Origin of the sequence: Acinetobacter sp. GFQ9D191M (assembly GCF_011174875.1) — a bacterium.
Taxonomy (GTDB): domain Bacteria; phylum Pseudomonadota; class Gammaproteobacteria; order Pseudomonadales; family Moraxellaceae; genus Acinetobacter.
In genome coordinates, this window is record NZ_JAALGV010000142.1 from 1 (window position 1) to 22,389 (window position 22,389).

General features: G+C 41.7%; 20 protein-coding genes and 2 pseudogenes. 11 read left to right on the forward strand and 11 right to left on the reverse strand.

Annotated elements, in window-relative coordinates; genetic code table 11:
- Positions 1–11: 11 nt before the first annotated feature.
- Positions 12–644 (reverse strand): hypothetical protein, encoded by a 633-nt coding sequence (locus G5T77_RS16390; protein WP_205683232.1) that lies wholly within the window; start codon positions 642–644, stop codon positions 12–14.
- 646 nt (positions 645–1,290) lie between these two features.
- Between G5T77_RS16390 and G5T77_RS16395 the strand changes: the two genes are divergently transcribed.
- Complete coding sequence (locus G5T77_RS16395; protein WP_166135279.1) at positions 1,291–2,298, forward strand: NAD(P)-dependent alcohol dehydrogenase; 1,008 nt, start codon at positions 1,291–1,293, stop codon at positions 2,296–2,298.
- 175 nt (positions 2,299–2,473) lie between these two features.
- Here G5T77_RS16395 and G5T77_RS16400 read toward each other — a convergent pair whose 3' ends face one another.
- The 5 genes from G5T77_RS16400 to fahA are packed head-to-tail and all read right to left on the reverse strand — an operon-like array spanning position 2,474 to position 6,385.
- On the reverse strand, positions 2,474–3,121 hold the full coding sequence (locus G5T77_RS16400; RefSeq protein ID WP_166135276.1) for a CoA transferase subunit B: 648 nt from the start codon (positions 3,119–3,121) through the stop codon (positions 2,474–2,476).
- Positions 3,122–3,123: 2 nt separating this feature from the next.
- Positions 3,124–3,825, reverse strand: a complete 702-nt coding sequence (locus tag G5T77_RS16405; RefSeq protein WP_166135273.1) for a CoA transferase subunit A — start codon at positions 3,823–3,825, stop codon at positions 3,124–3,126.
- A gap of 21 nt (positions 3,826–3,846) precedes the next feature.
- A complete protein-coding gene (locus G5T77_RS16410; protein ID WP_004783206.1) occupies positions 3,847–4,422 on the reverse strand; it encodes a VOC family protein in 576 nt (191 codons plus the stop codon).
- Positions 4,423–4,442: 20 nt separating this feature from the next.
- Complete coding sequence (maiA, locus tag G5T77_RS16415; RefSeq protein ID WP_166135282.1) at positions 4,443–5,081, reverse strand: maleylacetoacetate isomerase; 639 nt, start codon at positions 5,079–5,081, stop codon at positions 4,443–4,445.
- 20 nt (positions 5,082–5,101) lie between these two features.
- A complete protein-coding gene (gene fahA, locus G5T77_RS16420) occupies positions 5,102–6,385 on the reverse strand; it encodes a fumarylacetoacetase (RefSeq protein WP_166135270.1) in 1,284 nt (427 codons plus the stop codon).
- Positions 6,386–6,573: 188 nt separating this feature from the next.
- Here fahA and G5T77_RS16425 point away from each other — a divergent pair, with 188 nt between their 5' ends.
- Entirely contained in the window at positions 6,574–7,395 is an 822-nt protein-coding gene (locus G5T77_RS16425) for an IclR family transcriptional regulator (protein ID WP_166135267.1), read from the forward strand.
- A gap of 321 nt (positions 7,396–7,716) precedes the next feature.
- Here the strand turns inward: G5T77_RS16425 and G5T77_RS16430 are convergent, their stop codons facing one another.
- Positions 7,717–9,042, reverse strand: coding sequence for an ISNCY family transposase (locus G5T77_RS16430; RefSeq protein WP_166135264.1), 1,326 nt, complete (start codon positions 9,040–9,042; stop codon positions 7,717–7,719).
- Positions 9,043–9,313: 271 nt separating this feature from the next.
- Here G5T77_RS16430 and G5T77_RS16435 point away from each other — a divergent pair, with 271 nt between their 5' ends.
- Both G5T77_RS16435 and G5T77_RS16440 read left to right on the forward strand, forming a co-directional pair.
- Positions 9,314–9,730, forward strand: coding sequence for a hypothetical protein (locus G5T77_RS16435; RefSeq protein WP_166135261.1), 417 nt, complete (start codon positions 9,314–9,316; stop codon positions 9,728–9,730).
- Between the two features lie 11 nt (positions 9,731–9,741).
- Positions 9,742–10,086: a NosD domain-containing protein gene (locus G5T77_RS16440; RefSeq protein ID WP_166135258.1), complete on the forward strand. Its 345-nt coding sequence runs from the start codon at positions 9,742–9,744 to the stop codon at positions 10,084–10,086.
- 359 nt (positions 10,087–10,445) lie between these two features.
- Here the strand turns inward: G5T77_RS16440 and G5T77_RS16445 are convergent, their stop codons facing one another.
- From G5T77_RS16445 to G5T77_RS17300, 4 genes and pseudogenes are all read right to left on the reverse strand, one after another.
- Complete coding sequence (locus G5T77_RS16445) at positions 10,446–11,672, reverse strand: amino acid aminotransferase (protein WP_166135254.1); 1,227 nt, start codon at positions 11,670–11,672, stop codon at positions 10,446–10,448.
- Positions 11,673–11,701: 29 nt separating this feature from the next.
- Entirely contained in the window at positions 11,702–13,102 is a 1,401-nt protein-coding gene (locus G5T77_RS16450) for an amino acid permease (protein WP_166135251.1), read from the reverse strand.
- A gap of 170 nt (positions 13,103–13,272) precedes the next feature.
- Positions 13,273–14,334: a 4-hydroxyphenylpyruvate dioxygenase gene (gene hppD / locus G5T77_RS16455; protein ID WP_004811022.1), complete on the reverse strand. Its 1,062-nt coding sequence runs from the start codon at positions 14,332–14,334 to the stop codon at positions 13,273–13,275.
- A 504-nt stretch (positions 14,335–14,838) separates the two neighbouring features.
- Positions 14,839–14,995, reverse strand: a pseudogene (locus G5T77_RS17300) (MFS transporter); the annotation flags it as partial.
- 275 nt (positions 14,996–15,270) lie between these two features.
- Here G5T77_RS17300 and G5T77_RS16465 point away from each other — a divergent pair.
- The 7 genes and pseudogenes from G5T77_RS16465 to bioD all read left to right on the forward strand — a co-directional run bounded on the left by G5T77_RS16465 (position 15,271) and on the right by bioD (position 21,988).
- Complete coding sequence (locus tag G5T77_RS16465; RefSeq protein WP_159123270.1) at positions 15,271–15,753, forward strand: VOC family protein; 483 nt, start codon at positions 15,271–15,273, stop codon at positions 15,751–15,753.
- 505 nt (positions 15,754–16,258) lie between these two features.
- Positions 16,259–17,248, forward strand: a complete 990-nt coding sequence (gene bioB / locus G5T77_RS16470; protein WP_166135248.1) for a biotin synthase BioB — start codon at positions 16,259–16,261, stop codon at positions 17,246–17,248.
- An 87-nt stretch (positions 17,249–17,335) separates the two neighbouring features.
- On the forward strand, positions 17,336–18,058 hold the full coding sequence (locus G5T77_RS16475) for an acyl-CoA thioester hydrolase/BAAT C-terminal domain-containing protein (protein ID WP_166135245.1): 723 nt from the start codon (positions 17,336–17,338) through the stop codon (positions 18,056–18,058).
- Between the two features lie 87 nt (positions 18,059–18,145).
- Complete coding sequence (bioA, locus tag G5T77_RS16480; RefSeq protein WP_166135242.1) at positions 18,146–19,426, forward strand: adenosylmethionine--8-amino-7-oxononanoate transaminase; 1,281 nt, start codon at positions 18,146–18,148, stop codon at positions 19,424–19,426.
- Positions 19,423–20,592: pseudogene (locus G5T77_RS16485) on the forward strand (8-amino-7-oxononanoate synthase). Before bioA ends, G5T77_RS16485 begins: the two are co-directional and overlap by 4 nt.
- Complete coding sequence (gene bioC, locus G5T77_RS16490; RefSeq protein WP_166135239.1) at positions 20,589–21,341, forward strand: malonyl-ACP O-methyltransferase BioC; 753 nt, start codon at positions 20,589–20,591, stop codon at positions 21,339–21,341. The pseudogene G5T77_RS16485 and the gene bioC overlap by 4 nt, the downstream one beginning before the upstream one ends.
- Complete coding sequence (bioD, locus tag G5T77_RS16495) at positions 21,338–21,988, forward strand: dethiobiotin synthase (RefSeq protein ID WP_166135236.1); 651 nt, start codon at positions 21,338–21,340, stop codon at positions 21,986–21,988. Before bioC ends, bioD begins: the two co-directional genes overlap by 4 nt.
- Positions 21,989–22,389: the final 401 nt, after the last annotated feature.

Genomic DNA, 22,389 nt, shown 5'->3' on the forward strand with positions numbered 1-22,389 from the left:
ATTTTGCTAGTCTAGAGCCTATCATTTTTCAAATATAAGTTCTGGTTTGGCGCGATAGGATGACCTACTGCTGAAAATGGTGCGTAGACTTGTCCTTTACCTTTTAAATCGACCTTTGGTGGAATGCCTCCAATCATTTGCAGAGAAACATTTTCATTCACATAGTAGTCCAGCATTAAGCCCAAAGTATCAATATCTTCGACTTCTATACCCGCATTTGAGTTCCAGTTTGATAAGCCAGAAATCTCAGCCGTACCGGTTAAACTGGTTAATGCATCTCTTAATTTTTCAGGATCATCCCCGAATTCGTTATAAAAACCATCACGCATCCAGTCAAACATTGATGGATAATTCAAAAATGGTCTGGTGATTGTCCCAATTAGACCTTGTTCAGCTGGTGTTAAATCAGTCTTGTTGTAATCAATATTTGATCGGATGGTATCACCTGTAATATCTCCTACTCGAGCAGATCTTCCTTCTTCCACGCCAGTTTTAATTCGCATCGGATTGGCATTTCCTTGTGATTTGATATGTAACCATCCGGTAGATACAGAGAATCTTTTAAATTCTGCATAACTCATTTGTGTAGTAGCAATGAGGGCAGCTACGACTATTCCTTTACCCAAACTATTTGATGTTTTCATATCCATTTCCTATTTTTTTAATGATGGCTAACTGCTGCGCCACTATAGTTTTTTTTGAATAGAAAAACCTTAAAAAAATTTACGAAACAGTTACATAATGTTATTTTTAATTATTTTTAATTATTAGTTAATGTTATTATATTTTAATCATATTATTGATATATATGTAAATAAAATAATTTTTAGACAAATTTATTTATATAAATAAAGACTTAAAAATTTTCGCATTTTTTATAGTTGTTGCTGAGTAAAAATCCTCAAATAGAATAAATTGATTAAAATTTAATCAGAAATGATTTAAAAAATTTTACTTGTTCCAATATTATTCATGTTATTTCATAGTCCAGAAAATTTAAGAAAGAATGTGAAAAATTGATTTTTAGAGGAAGTGAGATCTTAAAATTTAGATGAATAATTGTTTAATTGAGGCATTTGAGTTGATGAAATTTTAGTCTTTTTAATTTGGAGAGGAATGGATTTTTTTAAATTCGATAGAGGATGATTTTAAAAGTTCTTTCAGATCTTTTTCTAAGGGTTGGGTAAAGATGTAAACGTTTTTTGTTCGTGTTTATGAGAAAACTACGTAAACGTTATAATCTAAGTTATAAGATGACAAACCAATTGCTTAATAAACAGAGTCAAATTTATGAAAGCAGCTTTACGAGGTCAAACACCAGGTCTAGATCAAATAGAATTGGCAGATATTAACGATCCTGGAAAGCCAGGTCATGGAGAGATTAGAGTTCGAATTTTCAGCAATTCACTTAATTTCCATGATTATAACGTCGCAATAGGAGTTCTTCCTGCAGAATCAGGTCGACTGTTGATGGCCGATGGCGCGGGGGTTGTTGAAGAAATTGGCGAAGGGGTGACTGAGTTTGCTGTTGGAGATCATGTCGTTTCCCTATTTTTCCCTAACTGGGTGAAAGCTGAGTGTCCGCAAGCTGATTTTAGCTATACGCCAGGTGATGGAATTGATGGCTATGCAACTTCATATGTAGTTCGACCTGAAAACTGGTTTACTCATGCTCCCAAAGATTGGACTCATCATGAAGCAGCGACATTACCGACGGCTGGATTAACCGCATGGCGTGCACTGGTGGTAGAAGGAAAAATCAAAGCGGGAGATGATGTACTAATCCTTGGAACAGGTGGTGTTTCAATATTTGCACTTCAGTTTGCCCTGAAGATGGGCGCAAGGGTGTGGGCAACGACTTCATCAAAGGAAAAAGCAAAATGGCTTCTCGAACAGGGCGTTGCGGGTGTTGTAAATTACCGCGAAGAAGAAAACTGGGGCGAGAAAATTTTTGAGATGACAGGCAACCGGGGTGTTGACCATGTGGTCGAAATTGGCGGACCGGGTACGCTGGCTCAATCTATCGCAGCTTCTCGTATAGGCGGACACATTACCTTGATTGGCGTGTTTACCGGGATTAGTGGAGATGTACCCACAGCGGCAATTATGGCGAAACAGCTGACCATTAAAGGCGTGACGGTAGGAAACCGTTCTGAACAGCAGGATATGATCAGAGCCCTAGAAGCAACAGATATTCATCCAATGATTGATAAAGTGTTTCCGCTAGAAGAGATTCAGGCAGCTTTTGAATATCAACGTGATGGCAAACATATTGGTAAAATTTGTTTAGACGTATGATGATTTAAAGTTGATGGGCTTCGGAATTTAACTCCTACCATTACCCTCATTGAAAATAGCCTTAAATCGAATAGATTTAAGGCTATTTTTTGTATAGGATAATAAAGATAAAAGCTTGTACCAGATTCACATTATCTTAACTAAACAGAGATCATTAAAAGTGACCAACTATTAATCAGGCAGCTTCAAGTCTATCTGTAATCAGCTTAACTCCAGTCGCAGCTTTAATCTGCTCCAGCGTGACATCTTGAGCGAGTTCTACCAGAACCACTCCGCGTGAAGTAATATCCATAACACCGAGATCCGTAATGATCCGATTGACGACACCTTTACCGGTCAACGGCAAAGTACATTGAGGAACGATTTTCGGTGAACCGTCTTTCGCCGTATGCTCCATTAGAACGACAACTTTCTGCACGCCTGCTACCAGATCCATGGCGCCGCCCATACCTTTGACCTTCTTGCCCGGAATCATCCAATTGGCCAGATCACCTGTTTCGGAGACTTCCATCGCACCTAAAATCGCGATATTCACGTGGCCCCCGCGAATCATGGCAAAGGATTCAGCACTTGAGAAGAAGGCAGCACCTTTGCGGGCAGTGACTGTCTGTTTACCGGCATTAATCAGGTCTGCATCAACTGTTTCTGCGGTCGGGAATTCATCAATGCCTAAGAGGCCATTTTCAGACTGGAGCCAGACATTGATATTTTCTGGAATATAGTTGGCGACCAAGGTTGGCAAGCCAATACCGAGATTGACATAGAAACCATCTTCCAGTTCCTGTGCCGCACGCTGAGCCATTTCATTTCGAGTCCAGGCCATGATTATGCTCCTGCCTTTAAGGTCATCTGTTCAATGCGCTTTTCCGGTGCAGCATTGACAACAATTCGGTTTACATAAATTCCAGGGAGATGAATATCATCCGGATCAAGTTCACCAATCTCTACAACCTGTTCAACTTCAGCCACAGTGATTTTACCGGCCATGGCACATTCAGGATTGAAATTACGCGCAGTTTTACGGAAGATCAGATTCCCGGCCTTATCCGCTTTATAGGCTTTAACCAATGCCACATCTGCGGTTAATGACTTTTCCAGAATAAACTCTTTACCATCAAATTCACGGACTTCTTTGCCTTCGGCAATCAATGTGCCAACACCTGTTTGAGTGTAGAAAGCAGGAATTCCAGCACCGCCAGCACGTAATTTTTCTGCCAGTGTGCCTTGAGGTGTCAGCTCGACTTCCAGTTCACCATTCAGATATTGGCGTTCAAATTCTTTATTTTCACCGACATAAGAAGAAATCATTTTTTTGATCTGTTTGGTTTGCAGTAATTTACCCAAACCAAAATCATCTACACCGGCATTATTGGAAATACAGGTCAGGCCAATCACACCAGTATTTTTTAAAGCTTCAATGAGTGCTTCAGGAATACCGCATAAACCAAATCCGCCAACGGCGAGCGTTTGATGATCTGCCACGATATCCGCTAAAGCTTCCTGAGCATTGGCAACGACTTTATTCATCAGAAATCCTTTTCTTAAAATTCAAGCGTCCATCTTGGCTTCACGAGCGCTATGGTCTAATTCATCCGCATGCAGGAAGTGGGTATGTGAAGGCGCGCGTTTAGTTTTGCTCCATTGTTCCAGCATGTCATACTTCATTTCTTCGGTAATCATGGCGATTTTCTGTGGTGCTTTTTCATCATCATAAGCCAGTTCCAGACGGTGGCCATTTGGATCGAAGAAGTAAATTGAATGGAAAATGCCGTGATTGGTAATGCCCAGTACATCTACGCCATTGGCTTCCAGATGCTCTTTGGCCTGAACCAGTGCCTGACGATCTTTCACTTTTAAGGCAATGTGCTGCACCCATTTCGGGGTGTTTTCATCGCGGCCCATTTCCGGTTGGGTGGGCAGTTCAAAGAAGGCCAACACATTGCCATTGCCTGCATCTAAAAACAGATGCATATACGGGTCGAAAGCCTTAGTAGACGGAACATGATCCTCAGCAAAAGCCAAAATAAAGTCCATGTTCAGGTTTTTTTTGTACCATTCCACGGTTTCTTTGGCATCTTTACAGCGGTAGGCGACATGGTGAATTTTTTCGATTTGAATGGTCATGGTTATATCCTTATATATTCTTATGCTGCATCAGGCTGTGCTTCAGGTGCAGCTTTTTGAAAAGCGTCCAGTGAATTGCAATGGGCATAAATCGATTCAATTTTCGGGAAATCCGAAAGATCGATGTTGAAGCGTTTGGCGTTATATACTTGTGGAATCAAGCAGCAATCTGCAAGGCTCGGTTGATCTCCAAAACAGAATTGGCCATTTGAATGTGTTAATTGAGCTTCAAGCGCTTTTAAGCCGGTGATGACCCAGTGTCTGTACCATTCGGTTTTCTGTTCGTCGCTGGCATTCAGGGTTTTACTAAGATATTGAAGTACACGCAGGTTGTTGAGTGGATGAATGTCACAGGCAATATTCAGACTAAAGGCCCGAATCAGCGCACGCTGTTGCAAATCCTTGGGTAACAGGGGAGTTTCCGGAAATTTTTCTTCCAGATATTCAATCATGCTGAGCGACTGGGTCAGCGTAAAATCATCTTCAATCAACGCTGGTACCAGCTCTCCTGGATTGACCCGACGAAACATTTCACTATGCTGTTCGCCACCGTTGTTCACCAGATGAACCGGGATATGTTTTGCTTCGAGTCCTTTCAGGTTGAGCGCAATACGAACCCGGTAAGCGGCTGAACTACGAAAATAGGTATAAAGTTGCATGGTCATGATTTCACCCCGGCTTATTCAGTAAAACCGAAGTTAATCGCTGGCAAGATTTTGCCAATCACAGTACCGAAACCGATACGCAGGCCATCTTTTTCACAATGACCTTTCATGATCACGGTATCGCCGTCTTGAATGAAGGTACGCTGTTCACCATTCGATAAAGTCAGTGGTTTGGTGGCATTCCAGGTAATTTCCAGTAATGAACCATAAGAATTAGGCGTAGGGCCTGAAATCGTACCTGAACCCATCAGATCACCGACCTGAACATTACACCCTGCAATAGTGTGATGAGCCAGTTGCTGTGCCATCGACCAGTACATATATTTGAAATTGGTTTCGCAGATGACATCAGCCTGGTCTGAATTTTCAGGCTGAATTTCCACAGACAGATTGATGTCATAGCTATTACTGCTGTTATCTTCACGCAGATAAGCTAGAGGTTTTGGCTCTTGAGCAGGTGAACTGGTTTTAAATGGTTCAAGTGCTTCCATGGTTACGATCCATGGCGAGATCGAAGAGGCAAAAGTCTTGGCGTTAAATGGACCTAGCGGCACATATTCCCATTGTTGCAGATCACGTGCAGACCAGTCATTAAACAGCACCATGCCAAAAATATGGTCCCAGGCATTTTCAATTGCAATGGGCTCGCCTAAGTTATTTGGTTTGCCGATGATAAAGCCGGTTTCTAGTTCGAAGTCGAGCTTGCGACATGCTGAAAATACTGGACGATCAGAATCCGGTAATTTGATCTGTCCTGATGGACGCACGATTTCTGTCCCGCTAACAATCACGGAGCTGGCACGGCCGTTATAACCGACTGGAAGTTCTGACCAGTTTGCTAACAATGCATTTTTCGGATCACGGAACATACAGCCGACATTAGTGGCATGTTCTTTGGATGAATAGAAATCGGTATAGCCTGGGATATGCACCGGTAGATGCATTTTGACATCTGACTGTTTCAAGAAAACCAGATCACGTAGCTCTTTATTGTCACGTAATTCGGCATGATCCGCTGACAGTAACTTTTGTAATTCCGTACGTACTTTAGACCAGTTGGCTTTACCCGACTCAATAAAACTATTCAAAGTTGGCTGATTAAAAAATTGCTGATCTTGTTCCAGCTTTAAATAACCCTTTGCTTCCAATGCTGCTAGATCAACCACCCATTCTCCCAGTGCCACCCCTGCACGTGGTTTGGCGTTTTGCGCATCACTGAAAATACCATAAGGCAGGTTTTCTAAAGGGAAATCTGAATCAGGAGCGATGTCGACAAATGACTTTAAATGCGTCGTCATAAATATGAATCCTTTCCGTGGAAAATTTAAGTTCTATACAGAATCATACTTATATTTTTGAATTACGCAATAAATAATTTGATTATGAATAATGTAAATTTGTTAAAATGCAGCTATGATCTGAATCTGGAATCAGATTTGGCTGAGCAAGATTTTTGATTTCAGTAGTACAATGGTTTTATAGAACCATGAAAATTAATGCGTATATGCAGGATGAAACGATGAACGTTGAGGAAGAAAAATTACAGGGAGGGGTGCAGTCTCTAGAAGTAGGATTAACTGTACTCGATGCATTGACTGAACATAATGCACCGATGATGTTAAAAGAGCTGTCAGAAGTCCTGTCTATGCATCCTGCAAAAGTGCATCGCTATGTGGTGAGCTTGATACGTAAAGGGTATGCCCAGCAGCTCAGTGACGGGCGATATAGCCTGGGTGAGCGTGCTCACGCATTTGGCGTTAATGCCTTAAAGCGTACCGATATGCTGGAATTAACCCAAAAATATATTACGCAGATTCAGCAGCATTTAAATTGCAGTATTCATGTCAGCAAATGGTTCGCCGATGGTGCTGTCGTGGTTCAGTCGCTTGAATCCAATCATGTATTTAATATTATTACCCGGGTCGGCTCGCGTATGCCTTTGCTAAAATCGGCAACTGGTCGTTTACATGCTTGCCTCCAGCCAGAATACATCATCAAGCCTCTGCTGGAAAAAGAGTGGGCGAGTAGCGCGAAAGCAGGTCAATATCCTGCGAATTGGGAAGAATTCTTGCAACTTAAAGAGAAAATCCTGCAGCAGGGCTATGCGTCCGTAACCGGTGATATGATGGCGGGCATCCATGCAGTGGCGATTCCGGTGTATAACTTTAGCCGACAGCTTGACCATGTGATTACCTGTATTGGCACCGAAGACCAGTTGCCAGCAGATCAGATGCAACAAGCCATCGATTATCTGCTCGGGATTCAACAGCAGATTGATGCCTTGTTTAATCCACAGGTGGCTGTCTAACACTTTATTTTACATATAATTTATAGTCATTACATAGGTCCAGACCTGATTGAGGTACTGGATCTTTTTTATATCCAGCATTTGATCGTTAGAGAGAAATTAAAAAGTGGCTTAATTGTGAAATATAACAAAAATGCTTATTCTTTTTTAATGGATATGAAATCTTAAAGAAAATTGAACAGAGGTTCCTATCTTACTTAGAGGCTTTAGAGTTCGTAGAATAGCCATTGTGTTAAATAGGTTGTAATTCGGTACAGCATTTCAGTTTTTAGTGTTATTCCTAAGTAGAAATGTCCTACCTAATAACCAAATAGAAATGTCCTATATGGACATTTCCAAGTCAAGCACAGGATTTAGATTTCGTTCTTGAATTGCTGTTTTCTGTGCACGTCTGCTTGGCATCTTTTGAGAACGATTACGTTTGTTTTGCTGTTCCAGTTCTTCATGCTGTTGTTGGATATGATTCAGAACAGCACCCAACCGTTTATTCTCAACAATCTCTCGCTGATTCAGCTGACTTAATTTATCGAAGAGGCTGTAATTGATCTTTCGGCTATTATGCATGATGGCTACAGTACCATCCGGGTATTCCAGGAACTCAAGATACTTACCGATCAACCTCTGATTTTCTTCGGTGTTTTCCAAGAGATATACGCATTTATCATAAGTAATCGTCAGGCTATTCGTGACTCTGCGGGGTTCACGCCAAGTAAAAATATCATCTAACTCTTCGGCTGTTTCAGTGATAGGCCGATGTAGATTCTTAGGATTAAAAGCCATCTTGGCGAACTTCTGATTGAACTGCTCAATGAAGCAGGGTAGCCAGGCATTCGCTTGCTCAATCGAACAGATGCCTTTCAGGCGCATCTCCTTGATCAGACGGTCCTGAAGGGTTCTGTTGGCCCGTTCTACACGGCCTTTGGCCTGCGGTGAATTGGCGAAGATGATATCGATATTCAGGGTGCTGAGTACACGTCCAAACTGGGTAATCTTGGTGTCTTTCTTGCTGCTTTGATTCACTCTAAAGACTGAATGTTTGTCGCTGTAAAACGCTAAAGGCTTACCGTGCTGTTCGACATATAAACGTGTTGAAATCATATAGTCAAAAGTTGATTCTGACTCACAGAAGCGTAAATGCTGTAATTTGCCTGTGGCATCATCAATGAACACCAGTAGGCAGCATTTAGCAGCGCGTCCTTCAAACCAGTCATGGTGTGAGCCATCAATTTGGATCAGCTCACCAAAGCAATCCCGGTTGTAACGAGGCTGATACGGGCGCTTCAGGCGCTTGGATCGAGGAATCCATAAGTCAGCTGCAATCATCCAGGAACGCAGGGTTTCTACTGAAAGATCGAATCCATGCACGGTGGTGAGCTTTTCATGCGCTAAAGTGGGTCCGAAACCATGGAGTTGGTCAGAAACAATATTGAGGCATTTGAGTCTGAGTTCTTCAGGAAGTTTGGAATTGCTGATTTGGCCACGACCGGCATGGGCTAATGCAACTGGACCTTGGGCTTTGTATTTCTGCAGTAAGCGTCTGATCTGACGTTCTGAAATATGAAGTAGCTGAGCAGCCTGGGATTGAGTTATGCGTTGATCGCAGATTTCCTGCAAGACCGACAATCGTTTAAGTTCTTTATCCGACATAGACACCAACATATCAAACCGTCCGCTAAGGAAATCGCAAAAGTGCATATTCTAAAAGCGGACATTTTTACTTTGGAGAAACCGGACATTTCTATTTTGGAGTTACATTTTAGATTTCGAATAAGAGATTTTATGTTAAATAATTAGTTCACTAGGGAGACTTTTATAGTTATCTATAATACTGAATGAGTAGGAATTTAAATTCTTCTGTAAAAGCTACTATTAAATATAGTATAACTATATGAATAATTTAATTTTTAGGAAAATTAATATGTCTACTAAGAAGTTTATAGCATTCGATATGGAAGATAGTAACGAGAATATTTTTCAAGAAAATGAAGTCCTCTTATCTGGTGATGAAAGTACAGCCTTCAAAGTTAGAGGATCTCATAAAAATCAATTTATTGGTAACAAAGTCTTGATAACCGAACAAATTGAATTAATTAATAAATTAAAACAAGATGTAAGTAGTTTTCAGAATCAATCTAATAGTGAGTTAGAGGAAAATTTAGAAAAAATTTCATTAAAAATAAAAGAATTAGAAGAGGCTAATACATCTAATGTATTAGAAAGAGCAAATAATTTATCACAGACCATTCTGAATGTAATTGAATTGTTTGGTGAGAAAGTCCCTAGCCTAGCTACTAAATTAAGTCCTTATCTACTTTCTATATCAAGTTTGTTTTGATGGAGATTAATATGGAATCTGTAGCGATCAAAATCGTAGGCTGTTCTAATGGGGTTGTATCGGGGAATATTACTAATGGATTTGATGTTGGTGTAGATGTTCAACACTCTGAAAATATAGATATTTCTAATAATTCTATTACTAGTAGAGTTGCTGGAGTTAGAGTAAGAAACTCGAGAAGAAATTATATTTCAAACAATAGAGTTTCCCAGATTAAACCAGATAATATTTTTTTAAGTATTACCTTGAGAGATCTAATATTATTTTTAATAAATAATACAAATATTGATAATGTGAAAATTATAGACATTTATTCAAGATTAGGCAGATCATGGGAGGAAAAAATTTATAAATAAAATAATTAATTAGTTTTCCTAAAATTAACATAATACACCTTATACGTAATTATTTTATTTATTGATATAAATCATATATTTAAATTGTGATAAGAAGCTCGATCATCTTAGATTGGGCTTTTTTTATGATTTTTTATGTTTCACGAATAATAAAGAAGTAATGTCCCACGGTTTCATACAATCTCATTAATTCCAAATCAAAAAGTATCCAGATGAAATAAGAATAGATATCCAAGTGGTTACGGATTTTGCCCAAGAACATGATCTGACGGCTTTTTTTATTTAAATAGGTCAAATCACCATTCATAAAAAAGCCTTCGAGCACTCAAGCTAGAAGGCATTTAAAAACTTAATTATTTCTAAGCGATCAGTGGTTCAGCTTCATTCTGCATTTTGATCACCGCAGCCATCGACTCGGCAACATAATCAATATTGCTTAGGTTCAGACCCGCCGTACACATCCGGCCACTACGAACCAGATAAATACCGTAATGCTGTTTTAACAGATCCACTTGATCAGCAGTTAAACCAGTATAGCTAAACATACCTTGCTGTTGAGTCAGGTAGCTGAAATCAAGTTCTGGCAATGCCTGAGACAATTTTTCTTTGAGTAAGCCACGCATGCGTAAAATACGCTGGCGCATTTCTTCAACTTCAACCTGCCATTGCTGAAACAGTTCAGGAGTATTTAACACCTGACTCACCAATAGGGCACCATTAGCCGCTGGACTTGAATAAATCCGGCGAACTGTAGCTTTTAACTGGCCTAAAACATTTTGTGCGCTTGTGGAATCATCACAGACGAAACTTAAGCTACCAATACGCTCTCCATATAAAGAGAAGATTTTGGAAAATGAATGGCTGACGATAAAATTCATACCGGCTTGATCAAGTGCACGAATGGCATAGGCATCCTGTTCCAGACCCTGACCAAAACCTTGATAAGCCATATCCAAGAACGGAATTAAGGATTGCGCTTTTAATACCTCAATGACCTGATCCCACTCATGTGGCTGTAAATCTGCCCCGGTCGGGTTATGACAGCATGGATGCAGTAACACAATACTTTGAGCGGGCAGCTGTTTTAAGCAATCCAGCATCGCCGGTACATTAACGGCATTGGTTTCTGCATCATAATAAGGATAGAAATGGGTTTGAATACCAGCGCCGTTAAAGATCGCAATATGGTTTTCCCAAGTCGGCTGGCTCACCCATATTTCAGATTCTGGAAAATATTTCTTTAAAAAGTCAGCGCCGACTTTTAGTGCACCTGAGCCACCCAAAGTCTGAATCGTGACCACACGACCTTGCTCGCGGGCAGGGCTGGAGGTTCCAAAAATTAATTCCTGTGCAGCCTGGTTAAAGCTGTTCAGACCATCCATCGGCAAATAAACACGGACTTTATTATAGTCAGGGGTCAGGTAAGTATAGGCTTTTTGCACTGAGTCTAGTTGCGGCACAATATTGTCTTCGTTGTAATATAGGCCGATGCTTAAGTTGACTTTGTTACTACGCTGATCTTTGTTGAATTCTTCCATTAAAGAGAGAATCGGATCGCCGGCATAAGTATCAATATGTTGAAACATGAATCTATCCTAATCTAATCAATATGCGATTACGCTTCTGGTAAGGTGCTAATTTTGCTGTTATCTAAAATAGCAGTCTGAGACTCCTGTTTGCGCTTAAAGAAGTAGGCAACCGAGAGAATACCAATCCAGACCGGAATCATGATGACAGCCACACGCATGTCCGGGGTGCTGCTCATAATCAGCAGAATACCGCCCATAAATGCGATACATAAGTAGTTGGTGAATGGATAAGCCACACTTGGAAAATCTGTTCTGGTCTGCATGCGGTTCATGGAGGTCTTGAATTTTAAATGGGTATAGGAAATTACCACCCAGTTAATCACAATGGCTGCGACCACCAGCATCATCAGCATGCTAAAGGCTTTTTCTGGCACCAGATAATTCAACAAGACACATAGGAGCGTACAGAACGCCGAGACCATAACAGCATTGACCGGAATACCGCGCTGATTGATTTTAGCTAGAAATTTAGGTGCATTACCTTGTTGAGCTAATCCCAACAGCATGCGGCTGGTACAGTAATTAGTACTGTTATAAACCGAAATCGCTGCGGTTAAAACCACAAAATTCAGAACAGCGGCCACCGTCTGGCTACCAAGTGAATCGAAAATCAGCACGAAAGGACTGCCACCTTGCGCCATCATATTCCAAGGATAAAGCGATAGAATCACCACCAGGCTCAGGATATAAAATAACAGAACACGGTAAACAATCTGGTTTACTGCTTTAGGTAAGGTTTTTTTCGGGTTATCTGTTTCTGCCGCTGCAATGCCGACCAGTTCAATACCACCAAAAGCAAACATGATCATGGCCATCGCCATAATCAGACCCATAATCCCATTCGGGAAGAAGCCACCTAATTGCCACAAATTTTCCAGACTGGACTGGCTATGCCCACTACCACTAGCAAGCAGGTAACTGCCGAACGCAATCATGGCAATAATCGCACCGACCTTAATGATCGCCAGCCAGAACTCCATTTCACCGAATAATTTCACGTGAAGGAGATTAATCACATTAATGAAAATGAAGAAGCCAAGGGCAGAGACCCAGGTCGGAATTTCTGGCCACCAGTAATGGATATAAAGACCGACGGCACTTAATTCGGCCATACAGACCAGAATATTCAGTACCCAATAATTCCAGCCCGACATAAATCCGGCAAATTTGCCCCAGTATTTATAAGCAAAATGACTAAAAGAACCACTCACAGGTTCATGGACAATCATTTCACCGAGCTGGCGCATCATTAGGAAGGCAATCAAGCCTGCAATGGCATAACCTAAAATAACGGAAGGCCCGGCAAGCTTGATCGTTTGTGAAATTCCAAGAAACAGTCCGGTGCCAATTGAACCACCGAGTGCGATGAGCTGAATATGCCGGTTACTTAAACCTTTTTTCAGGTTTCCTTGTTCAATATGCTGCATTTTTATTCATCATCCATGTGAGATTAAGCGCTGAACTATGATGTGCTTTATTATTTTTATGCCGTCATCGATGCAGAATCTTAAGTGTTATACGAGCGTATACGTTGAAACAGAGGCAACCATACCGATGCATATGAGACTACATAGACACCGGTATGGTTTTAAAAAGGTCAGGCTTTAGAAATGTCTAAAACACCACGTTTGATCTGATCACGTTCGATTGATTCAAATAAGGCCTTAAAGTTACCTTCACCGAAACCATCATCGTCTTTGCGCTGGATAAACTCAAAGAACACTGGGCCAATCATGTTTTCAGAGAAAATCTGTAACAGCAGGCGTTTGTTACCATCTTTGGTATTGCCATCGAGCAGAATGCCACGTTTTTGTAGCTCATCCGCTGGCTCACCATGATTTGGCAGACGTTCATCCAGCATTTCATAATAAGTGCTTGGCGGTGGCGTCATGAACTTGGTGCCTAAAGCTTTCAGCTTGTCCCAAGTTTCAAGCAGGTCATCACAGATAAAGGCAATGTGCTGAATGCCTTCTCCATTAAATTCGTTCAGGAACTCAGCGATCTGGCCATTACCTTTGTCTGAATCTTCATTCAGTGGAATACGGATCTTGCCATCTGGTGCTGTTAGTGCCTTAGAAGTCAGGCCAGTGTATTCGCCTTTAATATCGAAGTAGCGGATTTCCTGGAAGTTGAAAATCTTTTCATAGAAATCTGCCCAGTACTGCATACGACCTTTATAAACATTATGCGTTAAATGATCGATTTCATTCAGGCCAGTGCCGACTGGACGCGATGGAACATTATCAAAGAAGATAAAATCATTTTGGTAAATGTCACAATCGACCAGGAAGATTGGAGAACCACCGATTCCTTTAATCGCAGGGATGTTAAGCTCCATTGGGCCGATTTTGCTATAAATCGGTTCTGCACCGATTTCAATCGCCTTTTGAAAAGCTTTTGCTGCATTCTTGGTACGGAAGCCCATTGCACAAGCAGAAGGACCGTGCTCTTTATAGAAAAATGCTGCATATGATTCAGGCTGATAATTCAGAATGATATTAATATTGCCCTGGCGCCATAAATAGACATTTTTCGATTTATGCTTCGCCACTTTAGTGAATCCGATGGCTTGGAAAACTGGATCCAGCTGACCATCTTCAGATACAAATTCAATAAATTCGAATCCACATAGTTCTAATGGATTGGCTAATTCATTCATACAACATCCTCATTTTTTAGAAGCAATCCTATTGCTCATCTTTTACTGTCTGTTCAGGCTCTACGGAGGTATCACTGCCGTTTTATATTGAGAAGACAAATCCGTTTGCCTGACTTCTTTGACTTGCTGAACTGCATCGATTCCTGATGCACACAAGAAAAAGAAGGAATTTAACTCATCATACTGGATCTTGAATATTATTCAATACGTAATTTAATTACGTAATAAATAATTTCATAAAATATGGGGTTAATTTATAACATAAATTAATGTTATTCATAAAAAATATTTTTTGGATAATTCCAGGAAATTAACGCACTGGAAATGTAGCTTTTTGTAAGGCTAAGTCGTCTTGAACGAGCTATTTTGCAAGGCTTGCTGAGCTCAGGTTTTTAGGAAAAGAACCTGAAAAATTGAAATATCCAGACCTTGGTTTTAAATTGATTTTTCACAAAGAAAGAAAAAACCCTTAAATGATTGAGGGCCTTACTGTGGGGAAGGAATTTAATCTGTCAGTTTTTCCACTTCTATACTTTCACGATAGATACTGGCAGCCTTTATACATTAGGAAAACACCAATTACCCCAGCCATCGCATTGACGATAGAAATGGAGTTTCCGACCATTAAGGTATTTTTAAAGTAGCAGTCTGTAATCAGTGCAAATGAAAAAAAAGGCATATTTTCGACTTGGACATCGACAATTTTATAGACATTTTAGTGGCTTATAACAGCTACAAAGCATTTTATAAAATCTGCAGCAGATCAAGAAATACCTGCTATTACAATTCGAAGAATAAAAACACAACAAAGAAACTGGCCTTTTGCCAGCTTAGGTCGAATATAGAACGCATAGATAAATTTGTTTAGCCACTCAAAAGCGTAAAGCAGGGTTAAACAAATGCGTCATCTCTTAATCTCTAAGTAGAGGTGAGATCATGAATATTGCAAAAAATACCATTTGCCTTTGGTATGATCACGATGCTGAAGAGGCTGCACGCTTTTATGCAGAAATCTTTCCAGACTCGTCAGTAGGAGCAATAGTCCTTGCCCCTGGAGATTATCCGTCAGGAAAAGAGGGAGATGTCATTACAGTCAATTTTACGGTCCTGGGTATTCCATGTATTGGTTTAAATGGTGGACCAGAATTTAAGCATAATGAAGCTTTTTCCTTTCAAGTGGCCACACAAGATCAGGAAGAAACGGACCGATACTGGAATGCGATTGTGAACAATAGTGGGCAGGAAAGTGAATGCGGCTGGTGTAAGGATAAATGGGGAATTTCCTGGCAGATTATCCCAATGGTTTTACTTGAAGCATCTTACAGTTCAGATCCTGTAGTAGCAAAAAGGGTATTTGATGCCATGCTTAAAATGAAGAAAATTGATGTAGCAATAATTCAGGCAGCGGTTCGTGGTTAAGTTATGTGGACTGATACAGCTTGTATATCTGATGTTTCCGATGAAGCGAGTCACTTTATGAATAGACATAGATTGAGCTAAATTTTAAAAATCTCGCGCTTTTTATTTGTACCGACTCAGATTTAAACTTTAATGAATTGTCAGCTTGAGTTAAACAATACTTTTATAAAAAAGCCCTTGGATGTTTAGAGCCAAGGGCTCTAAATTTTCTGCCATAAGCTTGGTTTTACTGGCTTTTGTGAGCTTGATAATGAGTAAGTTGCAAATTCATTATTAATTTTTATCAAGACAGAAATTGAGAATTTTATTTATAAGTTTTATATATAAATAATAAGGATTAAAGCAGCTTAAATCATAAAATCTTGCAGCATAAAATTGTAATTGATTGAAAAGCTCAGCTTATAAATTAGCGCTATTCCCTCAAATTTTGATAGAAAAGGCTAAACCATTTTTTAAAAAACCGCGTATTATTTCTGCATTCTTTTTTAACATTGATGTTGAGACTATGACTCGCAATGACTGGACGCGTGACGAGATTCAGGCACTTTATGATCAACCACTGATGGATCTGCTATTTCAGGCACAGCAAATTCACCGTGAGTATTTTGATGCCAATACCGTACAGGTCAGCACCTTGCTCTCTATTAAAACCGGTCGTTGTCCGGAAGACTGTAAATACTGTTCCCAGTCTGCCCATTACGATACTGATCTGGAAATTGAAAAAAGGGTAGAGGTACAAAAAGCCATTGCTGAAGCAAAACAGGCGAAAGAATCAGGATCGACCCGTTTCTGTATGGGCGCAGCATGGCGGAATCCGCACGAGCGCGATATGCCTTATGTGCTGGAATTAATCCAGGAAGTAAAAAAGCTGGGTATGGAAACCTGCATGACCTTAGGTATGTTAAATGCCTCTCAGGCAGAACGTTTAAAAGATGCTGGACTGGATTATTACAATCATAACCTCGACACTTCGCGTGAATATTACGCGAATGTCATTAGCACCCGAACTTTTGACGATCGCTTAAATACTTTAGACCATGTTCGTTCAGCTGGAATTAATGTATGTAGTGGCGGGATTGTCGGCTTGGGTGAAGGTAAACAGGACCGTGTGGGATTATTATTTGAACTGGCGACCATGCCAATTCACCCAGAATCGGTACCAATTAATATGCTGGTGCCAATCGAAGGAACACCGCTCGCCGATGTAGAAAAACTGGATGTGATTGACTGGATCCGGACGATTGCCGTAGCACGTATCATCATGCCAAAAAGCTATATCCGTCTGTCTGCAGGCCGTGAATCTCTATCTGATTCCGATCAGGCCCTGGCATTCATGGCAGGTGCTAACTCACTGTTCTCAGGTGATAAATTACTGACTGCACCGAATAGTGGTGAAGGCAAGGACAAAGCCCTGTTTGCCAAACTAGGACTAAAAGCTGAAACACCGAAGAAAACCGGCCGTGAGCTTGCTATGGATGCCATGCAGCCTGCTTAAATTTTGCAGCTGTATATCAGGGATCATTCCGAAAGAGATTGGTCCCTTTTTTATTGAATAGATGACAAAAAATAGGGAACAAGATTGATGAAAATTCTGCTCATCAGCGGCTGGGGACTGGGGACTCAGGTACTGAATGAATTTGTACAGCAGCTAGAAGAGCAGTTAATGCCACAGCATCAGATCGAAGTCTGGGATATCTTTGATCCGAATAATGCAGCAATACTGGCAGAAAAGGTACAGGTTGCAGCTGATAAAGATGTACTGATTGGCTGGTCACTTGGCGGGCAGTTAGCATTGTTATTGGCTAATGCAATCTATCAGCAGATACAAGTCGCCAAGCCTGTAATTGCCTGTATGTCAAACCCCTGCTTTGTGGTACAAGAAAACTGGTCTCATGCTATGCCCAAAGTGCAGTATGAGCAATTTAAACATGCGGTGATGTTACAGCCTCAACAGGCTCTAAAACGCTTTTGTGCACTGGTCACTTTGGGTTCAGTAGCACCACGAGAACGGGCAAAACATTTACAAGAGCAGTTGGTAAATATTGATTTATCCTATCAGCAGGCTCATCTCTATCTTTTAGAACAATTAAATTTGGTAGATATCTTAAAAGGCTATCCTGGCAAGATGCTATTTATAAATTCTGAGAACGATATGCTAGTTCCCTGCAAAATTATACAAAATATTGCACATTTCAATGCAGATCATCTGAACTTGGTGAAAATTTCAGCTGCGCACGATGCTGTCCTATTCGATACCAATTTGGTCATTGAGCCAATCTTGCAATTTTTACAAAAAAATCGTTAATCAAAAAATCGCTAAAGGTCAGCTAGATGTTCATTTCAGAATTAAACCGTTAAGATCAGGACAGCGCTATTGTTTAGGTTATTTTCCGTGCACGATTCTTTTGATCAGCAGCATATCTGGCATCCCTATACTTCCATGAGTCATCCTTTGCCTTGTTACAAGGTGAGGGCGGCACATGGTGCTGTAATTGAACTGGAAGATGGCACACAGCTGATTGATGGGATGTCGTCCTGGTGGTGCACGATCCATGGTTATAACCATCCAGAGCTGAATCAGGCGGTGCAGACCCAGTTGCAATCCATGTCACATGTCATGTTTGGTGGCCTGACCCATCAGCCGGCGATTGATCTGGCTAAATTGCTGATTGAGATTACTCCAGAGCCACTGGATCGGATTTTCTATGCCGATTCCGGTTCGGTTGCTGTGGAAGTGGCTTTGAAAATGGCGGTGCAATACTGGCATGCGCGTGGTCAGGGACAGAAAAGCAATTTTGTGACCACTCGTTCCGGTTATCATGGCGATACCTGGAATGCCATGTCAGTCTGCGATCCGGTCACGGGCATGCACCAGATTTTTGGTTCTAGTCTGCCGAACCGTTATTTTGTTCCGGCACCACAAAGCCGTTTTGATGGTGAATGGCAAGTTGATGATATCCAGCCACTGGAACAATTATTAGCAGAAAAGCATGAACAGACTGCAGCCATGATTATTGAGCCGATCGTGCAGGGAGCAGGTGGTATGCGCCTGTATCATCCAGAATACCTGCGCCAGGTACGTCAGCTGTGTGATCGTTACAATATCCTGTTAATTCTGGATGAAATCGCGACTGGTTTTGGCCGGAGCGGCAAACTGTTTGCGTGTGAACATGCGGGTGTTATCCCGGATATCATGTGTCTGGGCAAGGCGCTGACTGGCGGTTATATGACCTTGTCAGCCACACTGACGACTGCGCATGTCGCAGAAACCATTTCCAGTGGTGAAGCAGGCGTATTTATGCATGGCCCGACCTTTATGGCGAATCCACTGGCCTGTGCAGTGGCACTCAAAAGCACCCAGCTTTTATTGTCACAGGACTGGCAGGCAAGAGTGCAACAGATTGAACAAGTATTAAAAGACCATTTACAGCCATTAAATGCCTTGCCACAGGCTGCTGATATCCGCGTACTTGGCGCGATTGGAGTCGTGGAACTACAGCAACCTGTTGATCTGGCTAGCTTCCAGGCAGAATGTGTACGCCGTGGTGTATGGATTCGTCCCTTTGGTCGGTTGGTCTATGTGATGCCACCATTTGTGATTTCTGCTGAACAACTTAAAACTTTACTGGTGCATATGTGCGAGATGATTCAGGCAATGGGAGCAACAGCATGAAGCATCTGGAATATTTTCAGCAGCAACTGGATGATTTGAAACAGCAGGGCCAGTATCGCCAGTTTAAACAGGGGGTTTCCAGCCAGCCTTATCTTCAGCTGAATGGGATTGAGATGCTGAATCTGGCATCCAATGATTATCTTGGTCTGGCGGCCGATCTGCAGCTGCGGGAAGAATTTTTTAACCTAACACCGCTTGCTGAACGACAGATGAGTGCCAGCTCCTCGCGACTGCTGACTGGGAATTTCCCAGCCTATGAATAGCTGGAGACCAGCATGGCGCAGGCTTTTGGTCGTTCGGTGCTGTTATTTAATAGCGGCTATCATATGAATATCGGGGTTCTGCCAGCATTGGTGGATAGCAAGACCGTTATTATTGCCGACAAGCTGGTACATGCCAGCATCATTGATGGTATCCGTTTATCCAATGCCAGCTATGTACGCTACCGGCATAATGATCTGGAACATCTACAACAGCTTTTAGTAAAGTATCAGGCAGATGATAATATTCAGCGCATCATTGTCGTCACTGAATCCATTTTTAGTATGGATGGTGATGAAACGGATCTCGGTGCATTAGTGGCACTCAAACAGCAATTTGATAAGGTGATGCTGTATGTGGATGAAGCCCATGCCATTGGTGTGCGTGGTGAACGCGGGCTGGGTTGTGCCGAGCAGTATCAGGTCATAGACCAGATTGACCTGCTGGTCGGGACTTTTGGTAAGGCACTGGCTTCAGTCGGTGGCTATCTGGTCTGTCATCCGCTTATTCGTGAATATCTGATCAACAGCATGCGTCCGCTAATTTTTAGTACTGCACAGCCCCCAATCTGTATGGCCTGGACGCATTTTATTTTCCAGAAAATGCAAGAAATGCAGGAGGAGCGCCAACAGCTTGCCAGTCTGGTTAGTCGCTGTCATCAGGGCATTCAGGCCTTGGGTTATGCTTGTCCATCCAGTTCTCAAATTGTACCGGTAATTATTGGCGATGCAGCCAAAACCGTCGCTGCAGCAGAATATGTACAGCAAAAGGGTTTTTATGTCCTGCCAGTACGTCCACCGACTGTACCGAAAAACACTTCCAGATTGCGAATCTGTTTACATCAGCAGGTCAGTCCGGCACAGTTGCAACAGTTGCAGAATGCTCTGCAGGAGTTGCCACGATGAAAACTGATCAGGTCGCGCAGCGCTTTGCTCAGGCACAGTCCAGCTATGAAGAGCATGCTATTGCCCAGCGTCGGGTAGCAATGGAACTGGTCCAGTATATGCAAGCGCATATTGCGGTAAATTTACAGCGTATCCTGGAAATTGGCTGTGGTTCAGGTCTGTTTACCCGCCAGCTGATGCAGCATTACAGTTTCGACCAGTTGTTTTTAAATGACCTTTATCCAGAAGTTAAACAGCATTTTGAGGAAGATGGCCGGATTTACTGGGGAATTGGCAATATCGAAACTTTGCCACTGCCACAATCGTTGGATCTGGTGGTGTCCTGTTCTGCCTTGCAATGGGTGCAGCATCTGGACGCTTTATTTGTGAAAATTCATCAGGTTTTAAATCTGTCTGGCTGGTTCTGCTTTGCCAGCTATGCACAGGACAATTTAAAAGAAATTAAAATATTGACTGGGCAGGGGTTGAAATATCCCTCACTTCCACAAATGGTTGAACTGCTGGAATCTTGTGGTTATGAGGTCCTGATGCGGGAGGAACAGCACCTGATTCTGGAGTTTGAACATCCTCGCGACGTACTGAAACATATAAAAGCCACTGGCGTACAGGCAACGGCAGATGGTTTCCGCTGGAGCAAATCTTCCTTACAGCTTTTTTATGAGCAATATCAACAATTCCAGCTACCAGATAGCCAGAAGTATCCTTTGACCTATCACCCGATTTATCTCATTGCACGGAAGCGCTCATGAACGCAAACATCTATTTTGTCAGCGGTATAGATACCAGTATTGGCAAGACCTATGCTACTGGTTTTCTGGCCAAAATCTGGAATGCGCAAGGCATTCGTACTATTACCCAGAAGTTGATCCAGACTGGCAACACTGATCCGTCTGAAGATATCGAACAGCATCGAAAGATTATGGGCTGCGGCTTGCTGCCAGAAGATCAGCAAAAGCTGACTATGCCGGAAATTTATAGCTATCCGGCATCGCCCCATCTGGCAGCACGTTTGGACCAGCGTCCAGTAGATTTTCAAAAAATTGAACAGGCCACACAGCAACTGGCCGCACAGTTTGACCGTGTTCTGCTGGAAGGAGCAGGTGGCCTGATGGTACCACTAACAGAAGACCTGCTCACCGTAGACTATATTGCCGCACAGCAGTTTCCTGTTATTCTGGTGACCTCAGGTCGTCTTGGCAGTATCAACCACACTCTGCTCAGTCTGGAACTGCTCAAGCAGCGTAAGATTGAGCTGTATGCGCTGGCATTTAACCATGCCGATGATGCTCAGGATGCAGTCATTGCACAGGATACTATTCAGTATCTGCAGCAATGTTTGCAAAAGGATTTTCCAAATGCACAGTGGCTAGATATTCCGGTATTTCAGGAAATCTGAATTTCTGTTTTAGCCTGGTAGTATGGCGCTATGCAATAAAGAAAATTCATCTGAAACAGTTTCTGTTGACCGGAATTGAGCTATCGAGAATGTGAAATTTATAGCGTATTGCAACAAAAGCCAGCCTGATCCGGACAGGGTGGTCATTCAGCTAAACTTTTTTTCTGCCAGAAAATATTTTAAGTTGAAGCGTAGCTCTCTGTCTGATCCTGCTACTGTAACAAGATGAAATTCTCAATTTAGATATTATTTTTGTGGCTCGGCGCATTCCTGTTCAAAGTATGCGGTTGTGCTTTTCCTGAGATGAATAAGCTCTGGAACATGAAAATTAATTTCTTATATTCAAAAATCTATAAAAATTAAGAATAGGCCTCTTTCATAAATCAAAAAACGATCTTCTT